The sequence below is a fragment of the Xanthomonas sp. WHRI 7065 genome, assembly GCF_040203115.2.
Lineage (GTDB): Bacteria > Pseudomonadota > Gammaproteobacteria > Xanthomonadales > Xanthomonadaceae > Xanthomonas > Xanthomonas arboricola.
In genome coordinates this window covers 768,274-791,258 of the sequence record NZ_CP168194.1, presented here as the reverse complement: position 1 = coordinate 791,258, position 22,985 = coordinate 768,274, and the positions used below count along the sequence as shown (strand labels likewise).

At 65.2% G+C, this 22,985-nt stretch carries 20 protein-coding genes; 10 read left to right on the top strand and 10 right to left on the bottom strand.

Annotated features, from left to right (window positions below; genetic code table 11):
* Window positions 1–103 precede the first annotated feature (103 nt).
* A complete protein-coding gene (locus tag ABQY64_RS03415; RefSeq protein ID WP_349779700.1) occupies window positions 104–427 on the bottom strand; it encodes a hypothetical protein in 324 nt (107 codons plus the stop codon).
* A 308-nt stretch (window positions 428–735) separates the two neighbouring features.
* Between ABQY64_RS03415 and ABQY64_RS03410 the strand changes: the two genes are divergently transcribed.
* Window positions 736–1,281, top strand: coding sequence for a hypothetical protein (locus tag ABQY64_RS03410; RefSeq protein WP_039523297.1), 546 nt, complete (start codon window positions 736–738; stop codon window positions 1,279–1,281).
* A 64-nt stretch (window positions 1,282–1,345) separates the two neighbouring features.
* Here ABQY64_RS03410 and ABQY64_RS03405 read toward each other — a convergent pair whose 3' ends face one another.
* From ABQY64_RS03405 to ABQY64_RS03395, 3 genes are all read right to left on the bottom strand, one after another.
* Window positions 1,346–2,245: an NAD(P)/FAD-dependent oxidoreductase gene (locus ABQY64_RS03405; RefSeq protein ID WP_349779701.1), complete on the bottom strand. Its 900-nt coding sequence runs from the start codon at window positions 2,243–2,245 to the stop codon at window positions 1,346–1,348.
* Window positions 2,246–2,680: 435 nt separating this feature from the next.
* A complete protein-coding gene (locus tag ABQY64_RS03400) occupies window positions 2,681–3,121 on the bottom strand; it encodes an Rrf2 family transcriptional regulator (protein WP_221235764.1) in 441 nt (146 codons plus the stop codon).
* A 140-nt stretch (window positions 3,122–3,261) separates the two neighbouring features.
* A complete protein-coding gene (locus ABQY64_RS03395) occupies window positions 3,262–5,136 on the bottom strand; it encodes a diguanylate cyclase (protein ID WP_349779702.1) in 1,875 nt (624 codons plus the stop codon).
* Between the two features lie 439 nt (window positions 5,137–5,575).
* On the opposite strand from ABQY64_RS03395, the gene ABQY64_RS03390 reads away from it, so the two are divergent.
* A complete protein-coding gene (locus tag ABQY64_RS03390; protein WP_349779703.1) occupies window positions 5,576–6,667 on the top strand; it encodes a DUF1615 domain-containing protein in 1,092 nt (363 codons plus the stop codon).
* Window positions 6,668–6,717: 50 nt separating this feature from the next.
* Here the strand turns inward: ABQY64_RS03390 and ABQY64_RS03385 are convergent, their stop codons facing one another.
* Complete coding sequence (locus tag ABQY64_RS03385) at window positions 6,718–8,151, bottom strand: GAD-like domain-containing protein (protein ID WP_349779704.1); 1,434 nt, start codon at window positions 8,149–8,151, stop codon at window positions 6,718–6,720.
* 402 nt (window positions 8,152–8,553) lie between these two features.
* Between ABQY64_RS03385 and ABQY64_RS03380 the strand changes: the two genes are divergently transcribed.
* On the top strand, window positions 8,554–10,878 hold the full coding sequence (locus tag ABQY64_RS03380) for a DPP IV N-terminal domain-containing protein (protein WP_349779705.1): 2,325 nt from the start codon (window positions 8,554–8,556) through the stop codon (window positions 10,876–10,878).
* 325 nt (window positions 10,879–11,203) lie between these two features.
* Here the strand turns inward: ABQY64_RS03380 and ABQY64_RS03375 are convergent, their stop codons facing one another.
* Both ABQY64_RS03375 and ABQY64_RS03370 read right to left on the bottom strand, forming a co-directional pair.
* Window positions 11,204–12,379, bottom strand: a complete 1,176-nt coding sequence (locus tag ABQY64_RS03375; RefSeq protein ID WP_102254894.1) for an HBL/NHE enterotoxin family protein — start codon at window positions 12,377–12,379, stop codon at window positions 11,204–11,206.
* A gap of 482 nt (window positions 12,380–12,861) precedes the next feature.
* The gene (locus ABQY64_RS03370) at window positions 12,862–13,197 is read right to left on the bottom strand and encodes a DUF3817 domain-containing protein (protein WP_349779706.1); all 336 of its coding nucleotides are present in this window, start codon (window positions 13,195–13,197) and stop codon (window positions 12,862–12,864) included.
* A gap of 149 nt (window positions 13,198–13,346) precedes the next feature.
* On the opposite strand from ABQY64_RS03370, the gene ABQY64_RS03365 reads away from it, so the two are divergent.
* From ABQY64_RS03365 to ABQY64_RS03355, 3 genes are all read left to right on the top strand, one after another.
* Window positions 13,347–13,970: a YiiX/YebB-like N1pC/P60 family cysteine hydrolase gene (locus tag ABQY64_RS03365; protein ID WP_349779707.1), complete on the top strand. Its 624-nt coding sequence runs from the start codon at window positions 13,347–13,349 to the stop codon at window positions 13,968–13,970.
* A 35-nt stretch (window positions 13,971–14,005) separates the two neighbouring features.
* Complete coding sequence (locus tag ABQY64_RS03360; RefSeq protein ID WP_374151338.1) at window positions 14,006–14,965, top strand: alpha/beta hydrolase; 960 nt, start codon at window positions 14,006–14,008, stop codon at window positions 14,963–14,965.
* Window positions 14,966–15,181: 216 nt separating this feature from the next.
* Window positions 15,182–15,643 carry a DUF4126 domain-containing protein gene (locus tag ABQY64_RS03355; RefSeq protein ID WP_349779708.1) on the top strand — a complete coding sequence of 154 codons (462 nt, stop codon included), beginning with the start codon at window positions 15,182–15,184 and terminating at the stop codon, window positions 15,641–15,643.
* A gap of 142 nt (window positions 15,644–15,785) precedes the next feature.
* Here the strand turns inward: ABQY64_RS03355 and ABQY64_RS03350 are convergent, their stop codons facing one another.
* Together ABQY64_RS03350 and ABQY64_RS03345 are read right to left on the bottom strand one after the other, a co-directional pair.
* On the bottom strand, window positions 15,786–16,181 hold the full coding sequence (locus ABQY64_RS03350; protein WP_349779709.1) for a VOC family protein: 396 nt from the start codon (window positions 16,179–16,181) through the stop codon (window positions 15,786–15,788).
* A gap of 79 nt (window positions 16,182–16,260) precedes the next feature.
* A complete protein-coding gene (locus tag ABQY64_RS03345) occupies window positions 16,261–17,235 on the bottom strand; it encodes a glutathione S-transferase family protein (RefSeq protein ID WP_167704827.1) in 975 nt (324 codons plus the stop codon).
* Between the two features lie 223 nt (window positions 17,236–17,458).
* On the opposite strand from ABQY64_RS03345, the gene ABQY64_RS03340 reads away from it, so the two are divergent.
* Together ABQY64_RS03340 and ABQY64_RS03335 are read left to right on the top strand one after the other, a co-directional pair.
* A complete protein-coding gene (locus ABQY64_RS03340) occupies window positions 17,459–18,076 on the top strand; it encodes an NAD(P)H-dependent oxidoreductase (protein ID WP_065046146.1) in 618 nt (205 codons plus the stop codon).
* Window positions 18,073–18,672, top strand: coding sequence for a TetR/AcrR family transcriptional regulator (locus tag ABQY64_RS03335; protein ID WP_126967288.1), 600 nt, complete (start codon window positions 18,073–18,075; stop codon window positions 18,670–18,672). The genes ABQY64_RS03340 and ABQY64_RS03335 overlap by 4 nt, the downstream gene beginning before the upstream one ends.
* A gap of 213 nt (window positions 18,673–18,885) precedes the next feature.
* Here ABQY64_RS03335 and ABQY64_RS03330 read toward each other — a convergent pair whose 3' ends face one another.
* Complete coding sequence (locus tag ABQY64_RS03330) at window positions 18,886–19,665, bottom strand: SPFH domain-containing protein (RefSeq protein ID WP_047129562.1); 780 nt, start codon at window positions 19,663–19,665, stop codon at window positions 18,886–18,888.
* A 420-nt stretch (window positions 19,666–20,085) separates the two neighbouring features.
* Between ABQY64_RS03330 and ABQY64_RS03325 the strand changes: the two genes are divergently transcribed.
* Together ABQY64_RS03325 and ABQY64_RS03320 are read left to right on the top strand one after the other, a co-directional pair.
* Window positions 20,086–21,672 carry an SDR family NAD(P)-dependent oxidoreductase gene (locus ABQY64_RS03325; RefSeq protein WP_039523264.1) on the top strand — a complete coding sequence of 529 codons (1,587 nt, stop codon included), beginning with the start codon at window positions 20,086–20,088 and terminating at the stop codon, window positions 21,670–21,672.
* Between the two features lie 134 nt (window positions 21,673–21,806).
* Window positions 21,807–22,832, top strand: coding sequence for an alpha/beta hydrolase (locus ABQY64_RS03320; protein ID WP_349779710.1), 1,026 nt, complete (start codon window positions 21,807–21,809; stop codon window positions 22,830–22,832).
* Window positions 22,833–22,985 lie beyond the last annotated feature (153 nt).

Here is a 22,985-nt window from a genome sequence, read left to right as displayed (position 1 = left end):
CAACACCGTGTACTCAACAGCGGCTTGCCGCACGCCTGCGCAGCCGCGTCGTCGTCGACAGCACGGCACCGCAGTTGCGCATGCTGTGCAACCACCGCGCAGGTCATCGCCTGCCGCGTCGGTACGTCGTCCAGGCAACGTAGGTGAACCAGGCGATGATCGCCAACGGCAAACTGGTCAGCAACGCATCCCAGCAGACGGCGATCCAGAACCGCTGCGGGTCTGCATCCGCGTAGAAGATTCTGGTCGGCCGGCCGCGGATGACGCTGATATAGCGCCCCGTGACGATCGCCTCGAGCACCAGCCACAGCCGCATGCAACAGGCGATCGCCACGACAACGGCTCCCCCGCCGATGATCCATTCCTGGATCCGGGACGCCGCGGGAGCTGGCGCAGGTGGCGGTGATTTGGGCCGCTTCTTTTTCACGCAGGCATCGGTTCGATGGTGGCGGCGCAGTGTACGCGCAGCGCAACCGGCCGAGGCCATCCATCGCACGCATGCAGCACCTGGTGGTCGCGCAACGAGCGCATGACACGCACCTGCCGGCTGCACGCGGCCGCTATACTGATGGCGCAGCGCACTCGCTCAGAGTGAATGGAATGCTCCACGCTGCATTCGTCTCAGGGAAGATGGCCAGCAACAGTGCAACATGGATTGTCCGGGCGCTTCCTTGGGGTTTTTGCCGTCTTCGCCATGCATTGGCAACAACGGCCTCGTACCAAGGATCTTTCGCTTTGAAGACGTTCACCACCTTCCTGCTTGTCTCTCTCAGTCTGCTGCTGGCCTCCTGCGGTGGCGGTACCACCACCGGCGCCTCCAAGCTCTCCTCCAGCGACTACCTGCTACACAACATTTCGGCCTGGAATGGCGCGGTCACCATCATCGACCCGTGGGTATCGGGCGATCGCGGGCAGAGCCTGGTGGCCGATGCCGTCGCGCACAAGCCGCTGGACAGCTACAAGACCGCACTGGGCAGCCAGCGCAAGGCACTGGCCGCCAACGCGCAGGCCAATACCGCCGTGGCCTCGGGCGTGCCCGACAACGCCAAGGACCTGGACGGCAAGCTGTCGGCCTACCTCAAGAGTGCCGACGCAATGATGGCCGCGCTTGAACGCGTGGCCGCCCTGCCCAACGGCTACGGCAATGCCGAGCTGGCGCCGTTGGCCAAGGATCTGGAAACCGTGTCCGCCCAGCTCAACACCGATATGGAAGCGCTGAATACCGCGCAGCGCGCGTACTCCAAGCAGCACAAGATTGCGATGCAGGAAGTCAGCCAGTAAGCAGCGCAGCCGCGATCTCCCCTGCAGGCCGGCATGGTCTGCAGGGTTGATCGCAACACGCCGCTCAGTTGCTCAGACCGAACATCAACGAGCGATGCGTTGCCACGCCGGCCATTGCGCCGCTGGCAACCGCAAACGCGATCGATGCCGCCGGATTGGCCACATCGCCGCAGGCAGCGATACCCGGCACCGAAGTGGCCTGCATGGCATCCACCGCGATATGACGGCCCAGCGGCCCCTCGCTGGTACTGCAGCCCAGCGATGCGACCAAGGCACTGAGCTCGGTCTGGGTGGTGATGAACAAGCCATCCAGCGCGCAGACCTGCCCATCGCGCAACACCAGCTCCAGCACGTCGCCATCGCCTTGCAGCGCCGCCACTGTGCCGCCTACCACGCGCACGCCACGTGCCTGCAATTGCGCGTGCTGCGCCTCGTCCAGCACCACCGCGTCGTTCAAGAACAGCTGTGTTGCACCCCAGTCCGGCAGCATGGCCGCCTGATGCACCGCAAAGGCGGAGGTGGCGAGCACGCCGATGCGTCCCTGGCCCAGTTCATAGCCGTGACAGTACGGGCAGGCGAACACCTGCGTGCCCCAGCGTTCTGCCAGGCCGGCCAGCGGCGGCAGACGATCGACCACCCCCATCGCCAGGACAAGGCGACGCGCGGTATGCGTGGAGCCATCGGCCAGCGTCACCTCGAAGGCTTCCGCCTCGCCGCGTAGCTGTATCACCTGGCCGTCGGCCCATTGCACGCTCGGATAGGCCAGCAGCTGCGCGCGTCCGGTCTCGGCAATCTGCGCAGGTGATGCACCGTCGCGGCTGAGAAACCCGTGCGAGGTGGTGGCAAAGCGATTGCGGCGCTGGCCGCTATCGATCACCAGGACCGCGCGCCGTGCACGCGCCAGCTGCAGCCCGGCCGACAGTCCGGCATAGCTGCCGCCAATGATGATCACGTCGTGCTGCATGTCCGCTCCCGGTTGAAATCCGCTTTATGTACTTTTCGATGTTACATGAAAAGGCCGGCGATTCAACCGCGCTGTGCTGACGTGGTTACCTGCTTGATGGCTGACGGGTTGCGTGTGCGAGCCGAGGGTTGATGCGCTGCCTGCTGTCACGCTCGCCGTGATCGGCGGCGGTTTGCGTCGTCACCTGCAGGAATGCATTGTTTGCCAGTGCGGCGTGGCGGTGCTGCGCGGATGCGCACATACACGCCATGCCGAAAAACGACAGCGTCCTGGCGATCGCGCCTGGCTAAGCGCGCCCTGTCTGCGATCGATGCCAACCAGCTGCCGCAAAGCGCATGCGTACGCGCCGCATGGGACTGCAAGCACAGGCACACCGCGCGTCCGCCATCCCGGCTGCACGCCATGTACAACGGCGTATGCAACAGCTGGTGTGCGTCAGCGCCTGCGTTTGCCTGTCGGCGGACCGGCAGGCAGCGCGGCTGCCGTGCACAGCGCATCGAACTCGTCCGCCAGCGTTGCCAGCGTCACCGTGCCCAGGCGCTGCAGCAACACGGTTTGTGCCTCGGCCAGCGCGTCGGCGATGGCTGCGTTGACCACGCGCTCCACGCCACATTGCGGGTTGGGGTGATCGGCGCCGATCGCAAACAGATGCGGGCCGCCCACTGCACGGTGCACGTCCAGCAATGTCACCTGGGTCAGGTCGCACGCGATATGCCAGCCACCGTTGTGGCCCTTGCTCGACTGCACGTAGCCGGCAGCACGCAAGCCGGCCATGGTCCGACGCACCACCACCGCATTGGTCGACAGCATGCCGGCGATCTGCTCGGAGGTTATCGGCTGCTGGCTTCTGGCCATGTGCAACAGCACATGCAGCATGCGGGAAAGGCGGCTATCGGTTCGCACGCGGTCTCGGTTTGCTCAATCGACGGAAGGCAACGTGGCTGCGCCACCGCACGATTGTGCCGCAGCCCCGCGCAGATGTCGCAGCCGGCGCCGCGCAGCCGCGCATGCAGCAGTCAAACCACTGCCCATTGATCGCGCCCGGCGGTCTTGGCGGCGTACAGCGCAAGATCGGCCTGCCCCAGCAGCACATCCAGGCCGCTCCCCGCAGTGACGCTCACCGCGCCCATGCAGAAGCGCACCGGCTGATTGGCCGGCAGGCCGGCGATCTCGATCGCGGCCACCGCGTTGCGCAGCCGTGCGAACACCGCCGGAATCTCCTCTGCGCTGCAGCCCGGCAGCACCAGCAGGAACTCTTCGCCGCCCAGCCGGCCCAGCCGATCCTGCGTGCGCAGCGCCAACCTGGAGGCGCTGGCAAGCGCCTTGAGCACGGCATCGCCGGCGGCGTGGCCATGCATGTCGTTGATCAGCTTGAAGTGGTCCAGATCGATCAATGCCAGCATGCACGGGACCTGCGAGCGCACCGCCTGCTCGACCTGTTGCTGCGCCTCGGCGCGAATGGCGCGGCGATTGGGCAGGCCGGTGAGTTCGTCGCGCATCGCCAGCCGCGAGAGTTGCCTTCGGTGGCGCGCACCGAAGGCCAGCACCACCAGCGCGCCCAGCAACAGCAGGCAGGCCGCGCAGAGTGCAATCCACAAGGCGCGTTGACCGGCTTCGCGGGCCTGCAACGCCAGTTGCGCGGTCTCGCTGCGGCGGCGCAACTCGGCGGTTTCCGCGCCACGGCGTGCATCTTCATAACGCGCCTGCAGGCGCAGCATCACGGTGTCGCGCTGGCGATCCAGGCTCTGCGCACGCAGCGTGTTGGCGCGCTGCAGTTCCTGGTAGGCCTCGGCATGCCGCCCCTCCGCTGCCAGTGCCTGGGCAATGGCATCGAGCAGTCGCGCGCGCCGCACCAACGGCAGATTGGGGTCGTCCGCTGCCCTGGCCGCGATGATCTCCATGCCGAGGCTGCCGGACTTGAGCGCGGTCAATGCCCGCAACAACACCGCATGGCAGGCGGCCACGCGGCCGACATTGCCCTGGTGTTGCATCAACGGCAGCGCCTCGCGCGCCATTGCCAGTGCCGCGGTGGCATCGCCGGCGTCGATCAGCACCTCGCTGGCGCTGGTCAATGCCGCGGCCACGCCAGCCTGATCGCCCAGCTCGCGGCTGAGCGCCAGCGCGCGCCTGAAATGCAGCAGCGACGCGTCCGGCTGCTGCGCTGCCAGCGAGGTGCCGTATTCGTATTCGATCAGGCTGCGCTGGAAGCGTGCCGGCTGGCCGCGCAGGCGCGCCAGGGCGCGCTGCAGATAGTCCTCGGCATCGTTGTCTTCCGCCGAACGGCCGCCCACGCGGCTGGCCAGCGAGCCGAGCTGGGTCAAGGCATCCAGCTCCAGGCTCAAGCTGTGCTCGCGCACCGCGCACTGGTAGCTGGCCTGCGCCGCGTTCCAGGCCTCGTCGCTGCTGCCGGAGGCGAGCATGCTCCACATGTCGACCGCTTCGATCTCGCACAGCAGATCGTTGCGCCCCAGCGCGCGCGCCTGCTGACGCAGCGCTTCCAGCCGCGCCAGCATGCCGCGGTTGGGGCTCTCGCGCACATCGCTGAGCGCCTGCACGATCGCCAGCCACAGCTGCGCCTGCGCCGCGTTGCCGCGCACCCGTTCCAGCAGCGCATGCGCCTGGGCCAGGGCTGCCTGGCGGCGCTCGGTCTCTTCCAGCGAAATCAGCGCCCGCGCCTGCGCCAGCGAGGCCCAGAACTGCGCATCGGCGTCGCCATCGCTGCGGGCACGCTCGAACGCAGCCTGGGCGGCCTGCAAGGCGGCCCTGGGGTCGTCGATCGCGGCGGTCTCGATGCTCTTCCACGGCTGCGGCTGCGCCCACAGCGCCGCGCTGAACAGCATTGCAGCCATCCCCACGACCATGCGCCGCCAGCGTGGCGTCGCACTGCTCATCGACACCTCACGGCGACGATGAGTCACACCGCATGGCTGCCGTGCACAAGACACGCCGCCCGGCCCGCATCGGGTTTGCTGGTTGCTGCGGCACTCGAGCTCTCCCATGGTTGGCTGGCGGTGGAATCGGGGCGATATCGGCGTCTGATGGACGCCACTTCGATGCAAAACACGCGGTCATGATGACCGGCGAACACGGCAGGTCATGTGATCGCCACGCTATGCGTCAAGAGCGTTAGCGGCCTGCGTGCAGCGGGCTTGAATCGGCCGGCAGATCGCATGACAGCGGCCTGCGGCCATGCCCCTTGGCAAGCGCTGCGGCCCGGCGGGCGACCCGCGCCGTCGCGGCTGCCGCACATTGCCGCATGCAACCACCCCGCGACAGCCACGTAAACTGCGGCACGGCAGCTGCTGCCGCCCCCCGGATCCTGGAGACGCCGTGACATCCCGCCTGCCCCGCCTGCTCACGCTGCTCGCCGTCGCCTTGCTGTCGGCCTGCGCCACCCAGGCGCCGCGTGCGCCACAGCGCTCCCCGGACGCGGTCAAGGCCGACATCGCCCGGCGCCTGCCGGCCACGCTGGGCGATCGCAACGGCTGGGCCGACGATGTCTACGTGGCGCTGTCCTCGCAGGGCCTGGACACCAGCGCCGAGCACATCTGCGCGGTGCTGGCGGTGACCGAGCAGGAGTCGACCTACCAGGCCAATCCGGTGGTGCCCAATCTCGGCAAGATTTCGCGCGCCGAGATCGACCGCCGTGCCAGCGCGCATCACATTCCCGGCTTCATGGTCGATGCCGCCCTGCGCATCGACTCGCCCGACGGCCGCAGCTATGCCACGCGCATCGCGAGCGCGCGCACCGAGCAGGAGCTGAGCCGCATCTTCGAAGACTTCACCGGCAGCGTGCCGCTGGGGGCGCGCCTGTTCGACGGGCTCAACCCGGTGCATACCGCCGGGCCGATGCAGGTCAGCATCACCTTTGCCGAGCAGCATGCCGAGCGCTACCCGTATCCGCCCGGCGACTCGATCCGCCACGAGGTGTTCAGCCGTCGCGGCGGGCTGTGGTTCGGCACCAGGCACCTGCTCGGGTATCCGGCCAGTTACGACGCACTGCTGTACCGCTTTGCCGACTTCAATGCCGGCTGGTACGCCAGCCGCAATGCCGCCTTCCAGGCGGCGCTGAGCAAGGCCAGCGGCATCGCGCTGACCCTGGACGGCGACCTGTTGACACCGGGTGCCAGCCTGGATGCGCCCGGCGGCACCGAACGCGCCGCACGCGCCCTGGGCAGCCAGCTGGCGATGAGCGACCGGCAGCTACGCCGCGCCCTGGAAGCCGGCAACTCTGCCGATTTCGAAGCCACCGCGCTGTATCGCCAGGTCTTCGCGCTGGCCGAGCGCAGTGCCGGCAAGCCGCTGCCGCGCGCGGTGCTGCCCGGCATCACACTGGAAAGCCCCAAGATCACCCGCACCCTCACCACCGCCTGGTTCGCGCAACGCGTGAACGAGCGCTGGAAGCGCTGCATGGGCAAGTAAGCCACTGGCTTGCCGCGCTGCGAGCACTGCCTGCGCTGCGCACCGCCATCTCATTCCCCGCTCAGGCGACTGGTCAACACATCGCCGACAACAGGGCCATGTTCCACCTTGCCATCGCTACCGCGTTGATAGTTGATGCCGACCCGACACGCGGCAGGGTGCATCTCCCAGACCCAGCCGTACAGGGCGCGCCCGGTGTCTGGCGGCGAGCGCAGCGGCATGTTCATGCGCAGCCCATCGTCCTGGCCTCGGTCCAGTGTGCACATGACGGTGCCGGCGCCGTCGTCTTCAGCGTCGGGGTCGACGTCGTCCACATGGGTGATGGTGGCGATGATCGCTTCGGCAGTCACCCGTTGCTGTAACGCGCGTGGAAGATCGGCAAGCGGGGGCGCAGCGCGTCCACCGGATGGCTCCTCGACAAATGCATCGCCCAACCTCACCTTGCGAAAGTAATACTCGCTGCGGCCCAGCGTTTTCGAGCCATCCATGGCCGTTGCCATGTCTGCCAGCTCGTCGGCGCGCAGCAGGAACATGTCGGTACCCGAGCGCATGACCAACAGCTGCGCATCGTTGGCATCGCTACCACTGGAGTCGCTGCGCAACCGAATATCGAGCGTCACCTGTTCGTCGCCAATCTCGGTATGCGTTACCTCGTAGCGGCCCGCATACGCACGCACATCGGTGCGTGCAAGGCTGCGATGATCGATTTTCCAAAACAGCAGGCGATACTGCCCGTTGGGCTCGATCGCCAGCATGCGATGCCAATCGATGTAAGACGACAGGTACACGCCCTGCAGGTCGCTGCTGCACTGTGGCGCGTTGAAGATGCCCTCGAACATAGAGCGCTGCTCTGCGGGCAATGCCTCGCCATTGGTCGTAGGTGCATCGGCAACGGTTGCAGGGCCGTCGACAGCATCGCGAAGCCGGGTGTGCAGCGCCAACGCATCGACCTTGTCGACTCGCAACATCTGCATCGAAAACATCATCTGATCGATCTCGTAGACCTCGCCCGCAGCCAGTGCGCCGCACTCTTTGCGCGCGGCGGCGAGCAGGGCCGATGGGATCAGGGAGTCGCAGAATTCCGCCTCGCACAGGGACTGATTGAAGAAGTCGTCCAGGTTCCAGGTCAGATCGCCAGTCGCTTTCGAGACCGGATCCAGATAGGCCACGTCTTCGTCGGTGGCGGTCAGCTTGCGGTAGTACAGCAGCGCGCCGAAGGGGGTGAGCGCGATCGGAATACGCCGCACCGCATCGGGTGGCGAGACGATCCAGCGATCCAGCACCGGTTGCCATTGCCGGGGGTCGATCAGCGCGAGTTGCATGTCGCCATAGTGCCCCAGTCCTTTTTGGCGCCAGAGTTCAAGCAGGCTGGCAGGCAGCACCGGCGCATAGGCGGCAATCAGGTCCGCCGGGGCAGGCTGCGTCTTGCACGGCGGGTGTGCCTTGATAAAGGGGGACAGTGCCAAGCGGCGGAACCATGACATCAGACGGCCTCCAGTCAACGTTGCGTGCGTTCAATAAATCCAAATCGTGCCCAATGGCCTGTGTGGACGCCGGGAAGCGTAGTTCATGCCGGGACATTCCCGCAGTCAGTGGTTGGCCGATCACCGGTGTGCGTGCGGTCCACGGGTGTGATCTCCCTCGATGGGCATCGCGCTCGACGAACCTCATCGGTCACGCTGTGGCGGTGCCGGTCCGGCCGATGCGCTTGGCAACCGCTCCATCACAGGCCCGCCCCGCGTCGGCCGCCGAAACGCGTGCGGTCCGCCCCAGTCGACAATGGCGCGAGCACGACTTCTGGCAGAGGCACCCGGCCCTCATGGCCGGTAGCATCGGACGGTCGCACCGACCGCGTTGCGCGCTCCTTTCGTCCCGGAGAGTCTTTCATGCCCACCCCGTTGCTGTTGCGGCAGCTGTTCGCCGCCATCGCCCTGGCCACCCTGCCGGCACTCGCCAGCGCACAGACGCCTGCCGTCACCGAGGCCGACTACGCCCGCGCCGAGCGCCTCACCAGCTATCTGGCGCAACCGTTGGTCGATCACCAAGCCACCCGCATCGACTGGCTGGACGCCACCCACGTGGTCTATGTCGACCACGATGCCAAGGGCAATCAGCTGCTGCAGCTGGACACCGCCACCGGCAAGAGCGCGCCGATCTTCAAGCAGTCTGCGCTGGTCGCCTCGCTCAATACGCTGCTCAAGACCGGCGACAAGCCGCTCAAGGCCGACACCTTCGCCCCAGCGGTCAAGCGTACCGCCGATGGCCGCTACCGCCTCAACGTGCGCGACACCGCCGTGGTCTGCGATGCGCGTGCGCGCTGCAGCAAGCTGTATGCAAAGGACAAGGCCGAACCGGGCGTGCTGTCGCCGGACAAGCGCAGCGAAGCCTTCATTCGCAACTGGAACCTGTGGGTGCGCGATCTCGCCAGCGGCCAGGAGACCCAGCTCACCCGCGACGGCGTGGAAAACTTCGGCTATGCCACCGACAACGCCGGCTGGCAGCACAGCGACAACGCCATCGTTGCGTGGTCGCCGGACTCGCGCAAGATCGCCACCTTCCAGCAGGACCAGCGCAAGACCGGCGACATGTACCTGGTCAGCACCAAGCTCGGGCATCCGGAACTGCAGTCGTGGAAATACCCGCTGGCCGGCGACAAGGACGTGACCATGATCGAGCGCGTGGTCATCGACGTACCCACGCGCAGCGTGCTGCGGCTGAAACTGCCGCCCGACCAGCACCGCTCCACCCTGTGCGATGACGTCAGCTGCTCGCCGGGCCTGTGGGACGATGTGAAGTGGGCGCCGGACGGCAAGACGCTGGCCTTCGTGTCCACCTCGCGCTTCCACAAGCAGGCCTGGTTGCGCATTGCCGATGTCGCCACCGGCGAAGTGCGCACCGCCTTCGACGAAACCGCCAAGACCTATTACGAAAGCGGCCAGGTCGCCGCGAACTGGGCGTACCTGCCCGGCAGCAACGAGGCGGTGTGGTTTTCCGAGCGCAGCGATTGGGGCCAGCTGTATCTCTACGACCTGGCCACCGGCAAGCCCAAGCGCGCGATCACCAGCGGCGAGGGCAACGTGACCGAGTTGCTGCGCGTGGACCCGCTGACGCGCACTGCCTGGTTTGTCGGCGTCGGCCGCAGCCCCGGCGTGGACCCGTACTACCAGCAGCTGTGGAAGGTGAGCCTGGACGGTGGTGAGCCGGAGCTGCTCACGCCAGAAGTCGCCGATCACAGCATTGCGCTGGCGCCCGATGGCGCCCGCTTTGTCGATACCTATTCCACCTCGGTCACGCCACCGGTCACGCTGCTGCGCGATGCCGGCGACGGACGCAAGGTCAGCACCATTGCCACTGCCGACATCAGCCGCCTCAAGGCGGCCGGCTGGGTGCCGCCGGAGCCGATCACGGTCAAGGCGCGCGATGGCAAGACCACGCTGTATGGCCTGATGTTCAAGCCCAGCAACTTCGACCCGGCGCGCAAGTACCCGATCATCGATTACGTCTATCCCGGCCCGCAAACCGGCTCGGTCCGCGGCCGCAGTTTCCTTGCCGGCCATGGCGACAATCAATCGCTGGCGGAGCTGGGCTTCATCGTGGTCGCCATCGACGGCATGGGCACACCGTGGCGCTCCAAGACCTTCCACGACACCTGGTACGCCAACATGGGCGACAACACCCTGCCCGACCAGGTGGCCGGCCTCAAGGAACTGGGCCAGCGCTATCCGTGGATCGACCTGGGCCGCGTCGGTATCTGGGGCCACTCCGGCGGCGGCAATGCATCCACCGCCGCGATGCTGCGCTACCCGGACTTCTTCAAGGTGGCCTGGTCGGAAAGCGGCAACCACGACAACCGCGGCTACGAGGACGACTGGGCCGAGAAGTATCACGGCGAGCACATCGTCAACAAGGACGGCAGCTCCAACTACGACGACCAGGCCAACGCCACCCACGCCAGCAAACTCAAGGGCAAGCTGATGCTGGTGCACGGCACCCTGGACGACAACGTGCCGCCGTATCTCACCCTGCTGGTGGCCGATGCCCTGATCAAGGCCAACAAGACCTTCGACATGCTGATGCTGCCCAATGCCAAGCACGGCTATGGCGAGCTCACCCCGTATGTCAGCCGCCGCCGTTGGGACTACTTCGTGCAACACCTGCTCGGTGCCACGCCGCCGACCGACTACCAGATGAAGCCGATGCCCAAGAACTGAGCGATGTGCACGGCACCTCTCCTTAGAACGCCAATGCAGCAGCGTGCAGACAACGAACCGCCACACGCGCCGCTCGTTGTGGCGCCAGCCGTACGTACTGGCGCTGTACGCTTCCACAGCGCTGGAACCTGCTGATGACGACTGCGCTGTGCACCGGTAAGCGGAACATCGCTGGCCGCTGACGCGCTTCAGATGGCGGGCTGACGGAAGAGTGTGGACATCCACACGCCTCCGCCAGCCCGGCCACATGCTCACCAGTCCATGGCGACTCGATGCACGTGGCTCGGCAATGCAGCCACCTCATCCAACCATGCAATGCCAATCGTCAGGCAGTGGCGGGGTCGGGAATCGTCGCGGTGGCGGGCGTTGCCTGGTTGTACTTGATCGAGGCGATTGTATTGCACAGTCCCACCAAGGTCTGCCAATCCTGGTTGGCGGAATTCAGATTGGACTGAAGCTGCGGCAGGTTCAAATTGGTGACGTTTCCGTTGCAGTTGGTCAAGTCCGTCACCACGGTATTCAACTCGGACTCAAGCTCTTGCCAGACCTGCAACACCAGGGAAATCTGCGTGCTGGCCGCTTGCGAAAGCGCGATCAATCCATTGACCTGGTCATTCAGCACCGCCAGGCTCGCCGCCTGCTGGGTCACAGCATTCATATTGCTGTTGTCGGCCTCTACCTGGCTCTTCAACGCCTGAATCTTGTTCGATGCGATGACCATCGTCGTGATCAGTGCTGCTGCGGCGACGATCCCGAATGCCAAGCCGATCCCGAACGAGAAAATTGCAATCACCGCACCAGTAAAGAAGGCGACACCTGCAGCAATCGCAGATGCCGTCTCGACGGTTTGCCAATGGCTGATTTCCGACTGCAGCGACGCGATATCGGCCTTGAACGCAGCGATCTTGGCCTGATCCACCTCCTGCTCCTTGGTCGAGTCAACGACTGCCTGCGCCAGCACTGCCGCATCGGAGGTCAGGTTATTGCTGAATGTGGTGATGGACTGCTGGACAGTCACCGCGCTCTGCGTATAAGACGTGATTTGGGAGATCATGCTGCCGAACTGAGACTTCAGCGCAGCAATCGCAGCGGCATTGGTCGGATCGTTCTGCAGCACCGCCACCAGGGAATTGATGGTGGACATGCTGACATTGAAGGAAATGCCATAGCCCGCAATCGAGTTGGGGATACTGACGAGATTGGTCGCAATCGGATACCAGCCATTGGCGTGAATCTGTGCATCGCTGAACGCTGTCTGGAACGTGCTGTACCACGTGGGCGAAGGCGAGATCGTCGGCAACTGCGTGTTGCCGATGCCCAAGACATAGGCCATGACCGCATTATTGGCATTGAATGCGTTTGCAAGTTGCTGATCGATGGGCAACGGATCGTTGGAGACGGCAGCCAATACACGCGAGGTACCGATCGCACTCGCGATGCTGGTCACCTGCGGGGCCGAACTCAGAGCAAAGGGAAAAAACGGCTTCTTCTGCGCTTGCATGGATCGTCTCCTGATGCTGTCAACCAATGAATCGAGGAATGTCACCGCCAGATCCGGACCGCTGGTTCTCGGATCCAGACGTTCTGTTTACGTCACCTGCGTGTGGTCCCATGGATCCGTTCGCCTTGGGTCCATGCCGGATTGCGACCACCGATGCCCGAACCCGGACGCGTTGGACGCTCCATCAACGCTTGCCATTGAACACAGCGACTGCCGGCCTGCTGCCACAACGGAACAGCACCGATGATCGATGCTCTCGAGAACGCTGCCGTGCTATCTGCGAAAGCACCGAGTGCCCGAGAACCCCAGCATCCCCGAACCGATGCGCACCGACCCGTCGATTTGTCTCAGACGGCACATCGTCCGGCAGGTGCATGCTCTACCACGCCGATCGCCAGTGGCGTCCACAAACAGCGGATGCGTTGGTCGATCGCCTCCACTGCAATGGCGATCACGCCGCATCGGGGTTCGCCCCGGCGCGGTCAGCCGGCAGTTCGCGTCGGCACACCCAACAGGCCGATACGCCGGAACCACATTTCCAGCGGCACCGTCACCAGTGGCGGCAACGCGGCCAGCAGGCTCAGCGCCCACGCCCACCACGGCCAGCGCAGGCGCAGCGCGGCAAGCACGCTGACCGCCACATAGAGCAGGAAGGCCGCGCCATGCAGGCGCCCGAACAGCCACACCACAAGCTCGGTGGTGTGCGTGCCGTACTTGAGCAACATGCCGAGCAACAACCCGGCCCAGGTCAGCCCCTCGATAAAGGCGGCCACCGCAAACAGCCGACCGATCGGCGACAACGCAGAAGAAGCACGCATGCAACACTCCAGACGGACAGGGATTGCCGCGACGCGATGGCGGCGGCGACGCCCGCTGGCAGTTGCATTCTACAGAGCGCGTCGCGCATCGGCAGCCGGCCTGCGTTCCTGGCGATAATGGTGGCCCTTGCACCACCTGCCGGCCTCCCATGCGCACCCTCTTCTTGCTCGCCGTGCTTGCACTGGCGCTACTGCCCACCACCTCCATCGCCGTACAGCTGCAGGACGGCGACTTGCTGTTCGTCACCGCCGCCCGCACCGGCCTGAGCGGTGCCATCGACGATGCCACCGCCAGGCAGGATGCCCCCAGCTTCGATCATGTGGCACTGCTCGCCCATGACGCTACCGGACAGGTGCTGCTGCACGCAGACGAACAAGGCTCGCGGCAGCAGCCGCTGCAGGCATTCGTCGAAGAAGCCAACGCCAAGCATCGACAGATCCATGTGTACCGGCTGACGGAAGAACAGCGCAATGCGATCCCCGGCGCCATCGCGCAGGCACGGCGCATGCTTGGCAAGCCTTATAACCAGACCTACGTGCAGGACGACAACAGCTACTACTGCTCGGACTTCATCGAACGCGCGTTCCGCGCCCAACACGTGTTCGCCCTGCAACCGATGAACTTCAAGAACCTGCAGACCGGCAAGGTCTCGCAGTACTGGACCGACTTTTACCGCAGCAAGGGCATGGACGTGCCGCAAGGCCTGCCTGGCACCAACCCGAACGATATGGCGGCCGCTCCCGTGCTGGCGTATGTCGGCCGTTTGAATTGATGCGCGGGAATGCCGCGCGTGGTCAGGAGAGAATGGTGAACAAGGCATTGCCGGCAGGGCTGCTCGCCTTGTCACTGGTTGGCTGCATCAATGCACCACCCGCACCGCAGGAAAAGGCGGCTGTGCCGCAGCAAGCACCGGCACCTGCCAAAGCGGCCATGGCCACCGCGCTAGCTGGGCAACGCGGCGAAGGCCGGCCGTACGAGATTGTCGACAGCCAGGTTTGGGATGTCCCGGATCCGGCATCAGGCCGCCGCTATCAGGTCGTTGTCGGCTTGCCGGCCGGCTACGCCGACCACCCGGAGCGTCGCTATCCGGTTCTTTACGTCACCGATAGCGACTATGCGTTCCCCGTGGTGCGGCAGATCGCGCGCCGCTTGAACGGCGACGGGCCGGCAATCGAGGACTTCATCCTGGTCGGGCTGTCCTACGCGGTGGGCGACGAGCCAATGCCCAGCCGGCGGCGCGATTACACCCCGACGCTGGAAAATGGCGACACCGCACCGCCCAATGCAACCCACGGTGGCAGTGCGGCCTACGCGTCCTACCTGCGCCAGCAGGTGCTGCCCTTCATTGCCGGCCGCTACCGAACCGACGAAGGCAGGCGCCTGTTTCTCGGGCATTCCTACGGTGGCCTGCTCGGCACCCAGATCCTGTTGAGCACACCGCAGATGTTTTCCGGCTATCTGCTTGGCAGCCCCTCGTATTGGTACGGCGAGCACGCCACGGCCGCGCAGGAAAAGCGCTTCGCTGCGGTACACACCGATGCACCGGCGCGGGTCTACATGTACGTCGGCGAGTACGAGCAGGTGCGCTACAACAAGCAGTACGACATGGTGATCGACGCCAGGAACCTGGTGCAGACGCTGCGCGCGAGACAGTATCCGTCGCTGCGGCTGGAGCTGGAGGTGCTCAACGACGAAGATCACCTGAGTGTCGCGCCGCGCGGCATCACCCATGGGCTGAAGTTCCTGTTGGGCACCAAGGCACCCTGAGTGCAATGCCGCGCGCCTGATTGCGCGGCGCAAGCCGATACATCCCCGGCAGCGCACCGCAAGCACACCCAGTGCCGTGCGGGCGCCGCCAATGCACGGCATGCACAAGCTCTTGCCAACGCCCATACATGCGCCGTCCTAGTGTGTGCACATCCATACAGCGTGCCGCACGCAGCGCATTCCGCCTGCGATTGTTGAGCACATGCAGAGGTGTACATGGCTTTGATTCATTCCATCCTGATGGGCGCCGTCGCCGGCATGCGCTCGATGACGCCGCTGGCGGCGGTCACCAATGCTGCGCGTACCGGCAAGCTTCCTGCCGACAACGGCGCACCGCCGCTGCTGGCCAATCCGCTGGCATCGGCCGGCATGCTCGCGCTTGCCGGCGGCGAGCTGGCAGGCGACAAGATGAAAACCGCGCCCGACCGCATCGTGCTGCCCGGCATGATCGCGCGCATCGCCACCGGCGTGATCGTCGGCGCGGCCCTGGCTCCCCGCCATCAGCGCGGCGTCGCCGCACTGATGGGCGCGTCCACCGCAGTGGCGGCCGCCTATCTCACCTTCAACCTGCGCATGCGTGCGATCGAACGCTACGGCCAGACCAGTACCGGCGTGGTCGAAGACGCGATCACGGTGGGCGCGGCGACGTTGATCATGCGCGATGCGGCCAAGCATTAGCGCGACGTCCCTCACCTAAGTCTGTCGCCAACCGCAACCACAGGGCGCGCTATGGCGACGGCTGCTCCACCGTCGCCATAGCGAAGCAATAACACGGTGCGCGATTGCGCTGCGGCAGTCGCAGCAGCGCAGGGATCACAGCCTACGCAGGCCGGTAGATCGCGCAGAGCTTGTTGCCGTCCGGGTCGCGCACGTAGGCCAGCCAGACCGGCCCCATGCGGCTTTCACGCACGCCCGGCGGATCTTCGATGGACATGCCACCTGCCGCCACCGCAGCGTCGTGGAAGGCATGCACCTGCTCGGGCGAGCCGCAGCTGAAGCCCACGGTGGCGCCGTTGCCGTTGGTCGCGGGCGCATCGTTGATCGGCTCGCTGACAACGAAAGTACTGCCGGCGTGGCGATAGAACAGGCGCACATGGCCCGAGCCGGCAGGGTTGACCAGTGGTTCAGCGGCACCGAGGACGCCGCCGAGCACCGCATCGTAAAACTGCCTGGACCGCGCAATATCGTTCGATCCCACCATCACATGATTCAGCACGCATCACTCCTGTTCGTATCGAAGGCGCACAGCTTAGGGCAGCACGTGGATATCCGGCAGCATTCGGCGAACAGCTGCATCAGCCGCCACGCCCGTGCAGCGCCTGCAGATCCAGCACCGGCCCCAGCGGCACGATGCCGGTGGGGTTGATCATGTCGTGACTCTGGTAGTAATGGTGCTTGATGTGCTGGAAATTCACCGTGTCTGCGATACCCGGCATCTGATACAGCTCACGCAGGTAGCCGGACAACTGCGGATAGTCGGCAATGCGCCGCAGGTTGCACTTGAAATGGCCGACATACACCGCGTCGAAACGCACCAGCGTGGTGAACAGCCGCCAGTCCGCTTCGGTGAGCCGGTCGCCGCACAGGTAGCGCTGCTGGCCAAGGCGCGCATCGAGCCAATCCAGGCTCTCGAATAGCGGCACCACCGCCTCTTCGTACGCAGCTTGCGTGGTGGCAAAGCCCGCCTTGTACACGCCATTGTTGACGGTGTCGTACACCCGCGCATTGATCGCATCGATCTGCTCGCGCAGCGGCGCCGGATAGAAATCGCCGGGCGCAGCACCAACCGCGTCGAAGGCGCTATTGAACATGCGAATGATGTCGGCCGACTCGTTGCTGACCACCGTGTTGCGCTCGCGATCCCATAGCACCGGCACGGTCACGCGCCCGGAATACTGCGGATCCGCCTTTAGATAGACCTCGTACAGATGCTGCGCCTGGTGGAGCGCATCGCCCACCACGCCCGGCCCTGGCGCAAACGTCCAGCCCTGCTTGCCCATCAGCCAGTGCACCACCGACACGTCGATCATCGACTCCAGACCTTTCAGGCGCCGGAAGATCAATGTGCGATGCGCCCACGGGCAGGCCAGCGACACATACAGGTGATAGCGCCCGGGAGCGGCCTGAAAGCCACCGTCCCCATGCGGGCCGGGGCTGCCATCGCGCGTCACCCAATTGCGGAACTGCGATTGCGAGCGCTCGAAACGCCCACCGCTCTTGTCGGTGTCGTACCAACTGTCCTGCCACTTGCCATCGACCAATAGGCCCATTTAGCTCTCCTTCTGCAACGTTGAAGGATCACCGTAGCGCAGACGATTTGGAGGCAGCGCGATGGTCGGGCGTTTCATCGGCAAACACAGCGTTGCAGTGGGCCTGCACGCCCTATGAGCAACAGACGCAGATCGGCCCACAACGCAGGGCGAAATTTCGCCGAGGTCGACAATATACCAAAAGTAAGTTACTAATGGTAATTAAATCCCACCGAACCAATCCATGCACACCCTGATCGTCGTTGCACACCCGGACACCCAATCATTGACCCACGCGGTCGTCGCCCGCCTCGCCGATGGGCTCGCCACCACGAAGGCCGGACACTCGGTCGAAATTGCCGATCTGGCGGCGGAAGGGTTCGACCCGCGCTTCACCGCAGCGGACATCGCCTTGTTCCAGAAAAAGGCGCCGGCACCGGCAGACGTCGCCGCCGAACACACGCGGCTCGATCGGGCCGACGCCCTGGTGTTGGTCTACCCGATTTATTGGTGGTCGTTTCCTGCTTTGCTCAAAGGCTGGATCGACCGTGTGTTCACCAACGGCTGGGCCTATGCAGAATCGGAAAACGGCAACGTGGTGAAAAAACTACAGCGCCTGCAGATCCACCTGGTGGCTGTGGGCGGTGCGGACGCAGGTACCTTCGCTCGCCATGGCTACGACCAGGCCATGCAGACGCAGATCGCCCACGGCATCTTCGATTACTGCGGCGCACCGGTCGCAACATCGCAGTTTCTGCTTGCCTCCGATCCTGGCTTTCCGGCAGCGCATCTGGAGACCGCGTGGGCGATTGGCCGTAAGCTGTTTGCCGACCACCGCCCAAGCGCCCCAGAGTCTCGATGAGTCCACCGCCCGATATATCGCCACGCCGCCGCCTGCCCAGGGAAGAACGCACGCGTCAGCTTCTGGCCAAGGCATGGCAACTGATCGGCGAGGAAGGCACCGATGCCCTGACGCTGGGCAGGCTGGCCGACGCGGCCGGCGTGACCAAGCCGGTGGTGTACGACCACTTCGGTACCCGCAACGGGCTGTTGGCCGCGCTTTACCAGGATTACGACGCGCGCCAGACGGCAATCTTCGACGCCGCCGTCGAGGCCGCTGCGGCGACCCTGCAGGACAAGGCCCGCGTGATCGCCACCAGCTACGTCAACTGCGTGCTGACCCAGGGACGCGAGATCTCCGGCGTCGTCGCCGCCCTCACCGGCTCCCCGGAACTGGCCGCCGTCAAGAAACAATACCAACACGCCTTCATCGCAAAGTGCGCAGCGCTGCTGGCGCCTTTTTGCGCATCATCCGGCATTTCGTCCGCCAGCCTATGGGCCATGCTCGGCGCTGCCGACGCACTCTCCGACGCCGCCGTTGCCGACGATCTCAGCGAAGCGCAGGCGCAGCACGAACTGCAGGCGATCATTCTGGGCATGGTCGAGCGAAACGGTTAACCCGGCAAGGCAACAAGGAAGTTGCCGGTCACTTGAGCCATCATTGGACAGCTGGACTGACCTGCGTGTCATTCCAGAACGCGCGACGCATTGCAACGTCCCAGAGCTATCTTCGGCTGACCGAAGCGAACGCAATGATCACTGGCTGTTGAAGCCCAAGACATGCAACGGCAAGGCAACACATGTTGCCTTGCCGAAATTTGGCGACACACGCTACTTGGCAATCACCGACGTGCCGGAAGGCACCATGTAGCAGGCCTGCGCCTTCTTGCAGGCATCGGCATTGAGCTCGGCGATCTGGCTGGCCAGGTACTGCTCGGGCGTCAGGCCCATGCGGTTGCGGTATGCATTGTCGGCATCGGCCTTGGCGACCTGTTCCTGCTCGCGTTGCCGCTCTGCGGTCGTCGCCTCGACCAGCGTCTTGACACGCTGTTGCTGCGCAGCGGTGAGGTTCATCTGCTGCAACACGTCCGGATTGGGGCGCGCGCGTCCGAGCGTGATGTTCTGGATCTGGATCGGCAAGCCTTGTTGCTTGACCAGCGCGCTGACGTTCTGGGTGACCGAATCGTCGATTTTCCTGGCGGTATCCGGGTCGCTCATCATCTTGGTCATGTCATAGCGCTTGACCTGATCGCGCACGATGGACGCGTACTGGCTGGCGACATTGTTCTTGAACCAGTCCTGCCCAAACCCGGACAGCAGCAAGGCCGGGGCGGTGATCCGGTACTGGATCTGGGTCGAGAAGTCCAACAGGATATTGTCGCTGGAGGAGAAATCGTCGAAGGCCACCTGCACGGTTTGAGGGGTGACATCCACATACGACGCAGAGGTGGTCAACCAGGTGTACGTGCGCCCGGGATCACGCACATCGTCCAGGCGGATGCCACCCTTGCCGAAGAACAGCGGTTTATCCACCAGCACGGCTTGTTGCCCCGGATCGGGCGAGACCACCGTACACGCACAGAGCAAGCCGGCCAGCCCGAAAGCCAGCATGGAATTCTTCATCAATGTCCCCTTGAATGGATGGGCGTGAAGCCCCTCCGGTATGGGGAAAGATTATCCAATCCGAAACGCGATCGCACCCCGGCCTCCCGCATGACGGGCGGCAACACGCCGCTGCATGCAAACACGTACACACAAACCTTCCAGCCGCGTGCTGAGAGCTGAACCTGGCGCACGCCCTGCGCGGCGATTGGATGCATCCCCGGCAGCGACGCCCGCACCGTCGCAACCCATCCAGCCCTGTCATTGGCGCGCGCACCCAAGGATCGGCGAAAATAGCTGCGGTCCGGGCGCTCCGGCCTGCGGCGGCGGCGGTCCAGGCCAGCGTGGCCGCTGGCCGCCATCCATCGCGTCCACCGCGCCGCCCGCTGCATGCGCTCCGCCTTCTGTCGCTCTTTTTTCGGATCCATCTTGAACACCAACGCCCCACCCCCGCCCGCCGACGACCTGCCCCTGACCGACCGCCTGCGCGCGGCGCTGGACCTGCTGGAGGCCATCGAGGCCGACCGCAGCGTGCTCGACACGCTGCCCGAGGCCGACCGCGTGCGACTGCACCAGGTGGTGGCCAGGGTGTATCACCCCGAGCCCAAGGCGCGGCGGCAGCTGCTCAAGCAGCGCGAGCGCGAGCGGCATCAGGAGAAGGTGCGCAAGGCCGAAGCGCTGCTCGAGCAGCGCGGCATCCGCGCGCTGCGGCGCAAACCGGTGTTCAGCACGCCCAACTTCTTCCCGCCGCATGCCGCCGGCCTGCACGATGCGCACAACGGCCAGAATGCCACTGCCGCACCGGAGCCCACGCATTCGCCGGAGTTGCGCCACTGCTACGTCTGCAAGCAGAAGTTCACCCAGCTGCATCATTTCTATGACCAGATGTGCCCGGCCTGCGCCGAGCTGAACTACTTCAAGCGCACCGAAACTGCCGACCTGCGCGGACGCGTGGCGCTGCTGACCGGCGGACGGGTCAAGATCGGCTATCAGGCCGGTTTGAAGCTGCTGCGCGCCGGCGCGGAACTGATCGTCACCACGCGGTTTCCGCGCGATTCGGCTGCGCGCTATGCGCAGGAGCCGGACTTCAGCGAATGGGGCCATCGCCTGCAGGTGTTCGGCCTGGATCTGCGCCACACCCCCAGCGTAGAAGCGTTCTGCAGCCAGCTGCTGGCCACCCGCGACCGGCTGGACTTCATCATCAACAACGCCTGCCAGACGGTGCGCCGCCCGCCGCAGTTCTACGCGCACATGATGGCCGGCGAGACCGCCGCGCTGCATGAGTTGCCGGAAACCGTACGCAACTTGGTCGGCCATTACGAGGGCCTGCGCACGCCCGAACTGCTGCGCGATGCCTCGGCAATGGCGCTGCCGGCGGTGCATGGCCGCGGCCTGGACGGCGCCGACGGTCTCACCCGCGCCGCCGAGTTGTCGCAGGTGGCGTTGCTGGACGACGAACTGGTCGGCCAGCAGCACCTGTTCCCGGATGGACGCCTGGATCAGGACCTGCAGCAGGTGGATCTGCGCGGGCGCAACTCCTGGCGCCTGCTGATGGACGAAGTGCCCTCGGTGGAACTGCTGGAAACCCAGCTGGTCAACGCCATCGCCCCCTTCATCATCAACGCGCGGCTGAAGCCGCTGATGCTGCGCACGCCCGAGCGCGACAAGCACATCGTCAACGTCTCGGCGATGGAAGGGCAGTTCTACCGCAACTTCAAGACCACCCGGCATCCGCATACCAACATGGCCAAGGCCGCGTTGAACATGATGACGCGTACCTCGGCGGCCGATTACCAGAACGACGGCATCCACATGAACAGCGTCGACACCGGCTGGGTCACCGACGAGGATCCGGCGGACATCGCCGCGCTCAAGGTTCAGCAGGAACGCTTCCACCCGCCGCTGGACATCGTCGACGGCGCCGCGCGCATCGTCGACCCCATCATCCACGGCGCCAACACCGGCGAGCATGTGTGGGGGCAGTTCCTCAAGGACTATGCGCCGACGGATTGGTAAGGGCTTTCAGTCGCCAGGTGCCTGCACGGCGCCTGCTGCGAATGTTGCCGCCATGTGCATAACGGCCGAGCTCCCTTGTCGCCCCATTGACTGCACCGCCGCTAGCGTCACGGTCAATCAACCGAGACGCCCACATGACAGAGCACGGCAAGCCCAACCCGATCATCGACACCCTCTCCAACGTCATCGGCGCAATCCGTGCCGACGACGACATGCACGACCTGGCCCAGGCCCACGATGCGCTCGAGCCCAAGGCCATCGAGAAGCTGACGCCAGCCGAAGCCCGGCAGCAGCCGACCATTGCGGATGCGGTCAACAAGCTCCTGCACGACCAGGGCAAGTCCGCCGACCCGGAGGCGCTGGTGCCCGGCGTCAAGCGCACCTCCCACACGCTGGAAACGCCCGCCGGCAATCTCCCGGCCTTCGTCTATACCCCGCAAGGTGGCACCGCACTGCCGGTCATCGTCTATTTCCACGGCGGTGGCTGGGTGATCGCCAATGCCGAGGTCTATGACGGCGGCGCGCGCGGGCTCGCCAAGGAAACCGGCGCCATCGTGGTTTCGGTCGACTATCGCCAGGCGCCCGAGCACAAGTTCCCCGCCGCCTGGGACGACGCGCTGGCCGCCTACGAATGGGTGCTGGCAAACGCGGCAAGCATCGGCGGCAACCCGCAGCGTGTCGCCCTCGCAGGCGAGAGCGCCGGCGGCAACCTCGCCATCGCCACGGCCGTGGCCGCGCGCGACAAGGGGCTGCCGGCACCGACGCATATCCTGGCGGTCTACCCGGTCGGGCAGACCGGCAGCCTGCACACCGAGTCCTACATCGAAAACGCCATCGCCAAGCCTCTGAACAAGCCCATGATCGAATGGTTCGTGGGGCACCTGATCCGCAGCGACGCCGACAAGGCAGATACCCGTCTGGACCTGGTCAACGCCAACCTGCGCGGCCTGGCACCGGTGACGATCATCAACGCCACCATCGACCCGCTGCGCAGCGATGGCGCCAAGCTGGAAGACGCGCTCAAGGACGCCAACGTACCGGTCGAGCGTGAGGTCTACACCGGCGTAACGCACGAGTTCTTCGGCTGCGCCGCAGTCGTTGCCAAGGCCAAGGCCGCACAGGAGTACGCAGGCAAGCGGCTGCGCGAGTCGTTCCGCTAAACAAGGCACAGCGTCTGGCACGACAGGCGTGCCACGCGATAGCAGGAACAGATAATGTCCACACGAGGGCCGCCCTGGCATACCAGGCGGCCCTCTTTTTTGATCCTAGTTTGTGCGTTATCAAAACTATTACTGTCGGGACAGGGTATTGGC

What these genes read in the sequence shown, in the direction of transcription:
- ABQY64_RS03380 (WP_349779705.1), top strand. Translation starts at nt 8,554, where the DNA reads ATGCCCACCCCGTTGCTGTTGCGGCAGCTGTTCGCCGCCATCGCCCTG.
- ABQY64_RS03370 (WP_349779706.1), bottom strand. Translation starts at nt 13,197, where the DNA reads ATGCGTGCTTCTTCTGCGTTGTCGCCGATCGGTCGGCTGTTTGCGGTG.
- ABQY64_RS03365 (WP_349779707.1), top strand. Translation starts at nt 13,347, where the DNA reads ATGCGCACCCTCTTCTTGCTCGCCGTGCTTGCACTGGCGCTACTGCCC.
- ABQY64_RS03335 (WP_126967288.1), top strand. Translation starts at nt 18,073, where the DNA reads ATGAGTCCACCGCCCGATATATCGCCACGCCGCCGCCTGCCCAGGGAA.
- ABQY64_RS03385 (WP_349779704.1), bottom strand. Translation starts at nt 8,151, where the DNA reads ATGTCATGGTTCCGCCGCTTGGCACTGTCCCCCTTTATCAAGGCACAC.
- ABQY64_RS03340 (WP_065046146.1), top strand. Translation starts at nt 17,459, where the DNA reads ATGCACACCCTGATCGTCGTTGCACACCCGGACACCCAATCATTGACC.
- ABQY64_RS03320 (WP_349779710.1), top strand. Translation starts at nt 21,807, where the DNA reads ATGACAGAGCACGGCAAGCCCAACCCGATCATCGACACCCTCTCCAAC.
- ABQY64_RS03355 (WP_349779708.1), top strand. Translation starts at nt 15,182, where the DNA reads ATGGCTTTGATTCATTCCATCCTGATGGGCGCCGTCGCCGGCATGCGC.
- ABQY64_RS03345 (WP_167704827.1), bottom strand. Translation starts at nt 17,235, where the DNA reads ATGGGCCTATTGGTCGATGGCAAGTGGCAGGACAGTTGGTACGACACC.
- ABQY64_RS03400 (WP_221235764.1), bottom strand. Translation starts at nt 3,121, where the DNA reads ATGCTGCATGTGCTGTTGCACATGGCCAGAAGCCAGCAGCCGATAACC.
- ABQY64_RS03330 (WP_047129562.1), bottom strand. Translation starts at nt 19,665, where the DNA reads ATGCTGGCTTTCGGGCTGGCCGGCTTGCTCTGTGCGTGTACGGTGGTC.
- ABQY64_RS03405 (WP_349779701.1), bottom strand. Translation starts at nt 2,245, where the DNA reads ATGCAGCACGACGTGATCATCATTGGCGGCAGCTATGCCGGACTGTCG.
- ABQY64_RS03395 (WP_349779702.1), bottom strand. Translation starts at nt 5,136, where the DNA reads ATGAGCAGTGCGACGCCACGCTGGCGGCGCATGGTCGTGGGGATGGCT.
- ABQY64_RS03375 (WP_102254894.1), bottom strand. Translation starts at nt 12,379, where the DNA reads ATGCAAGCGCAGAAGAAGCCGTTTTTTCCCTTTGCTCTGAGTTCGGCC.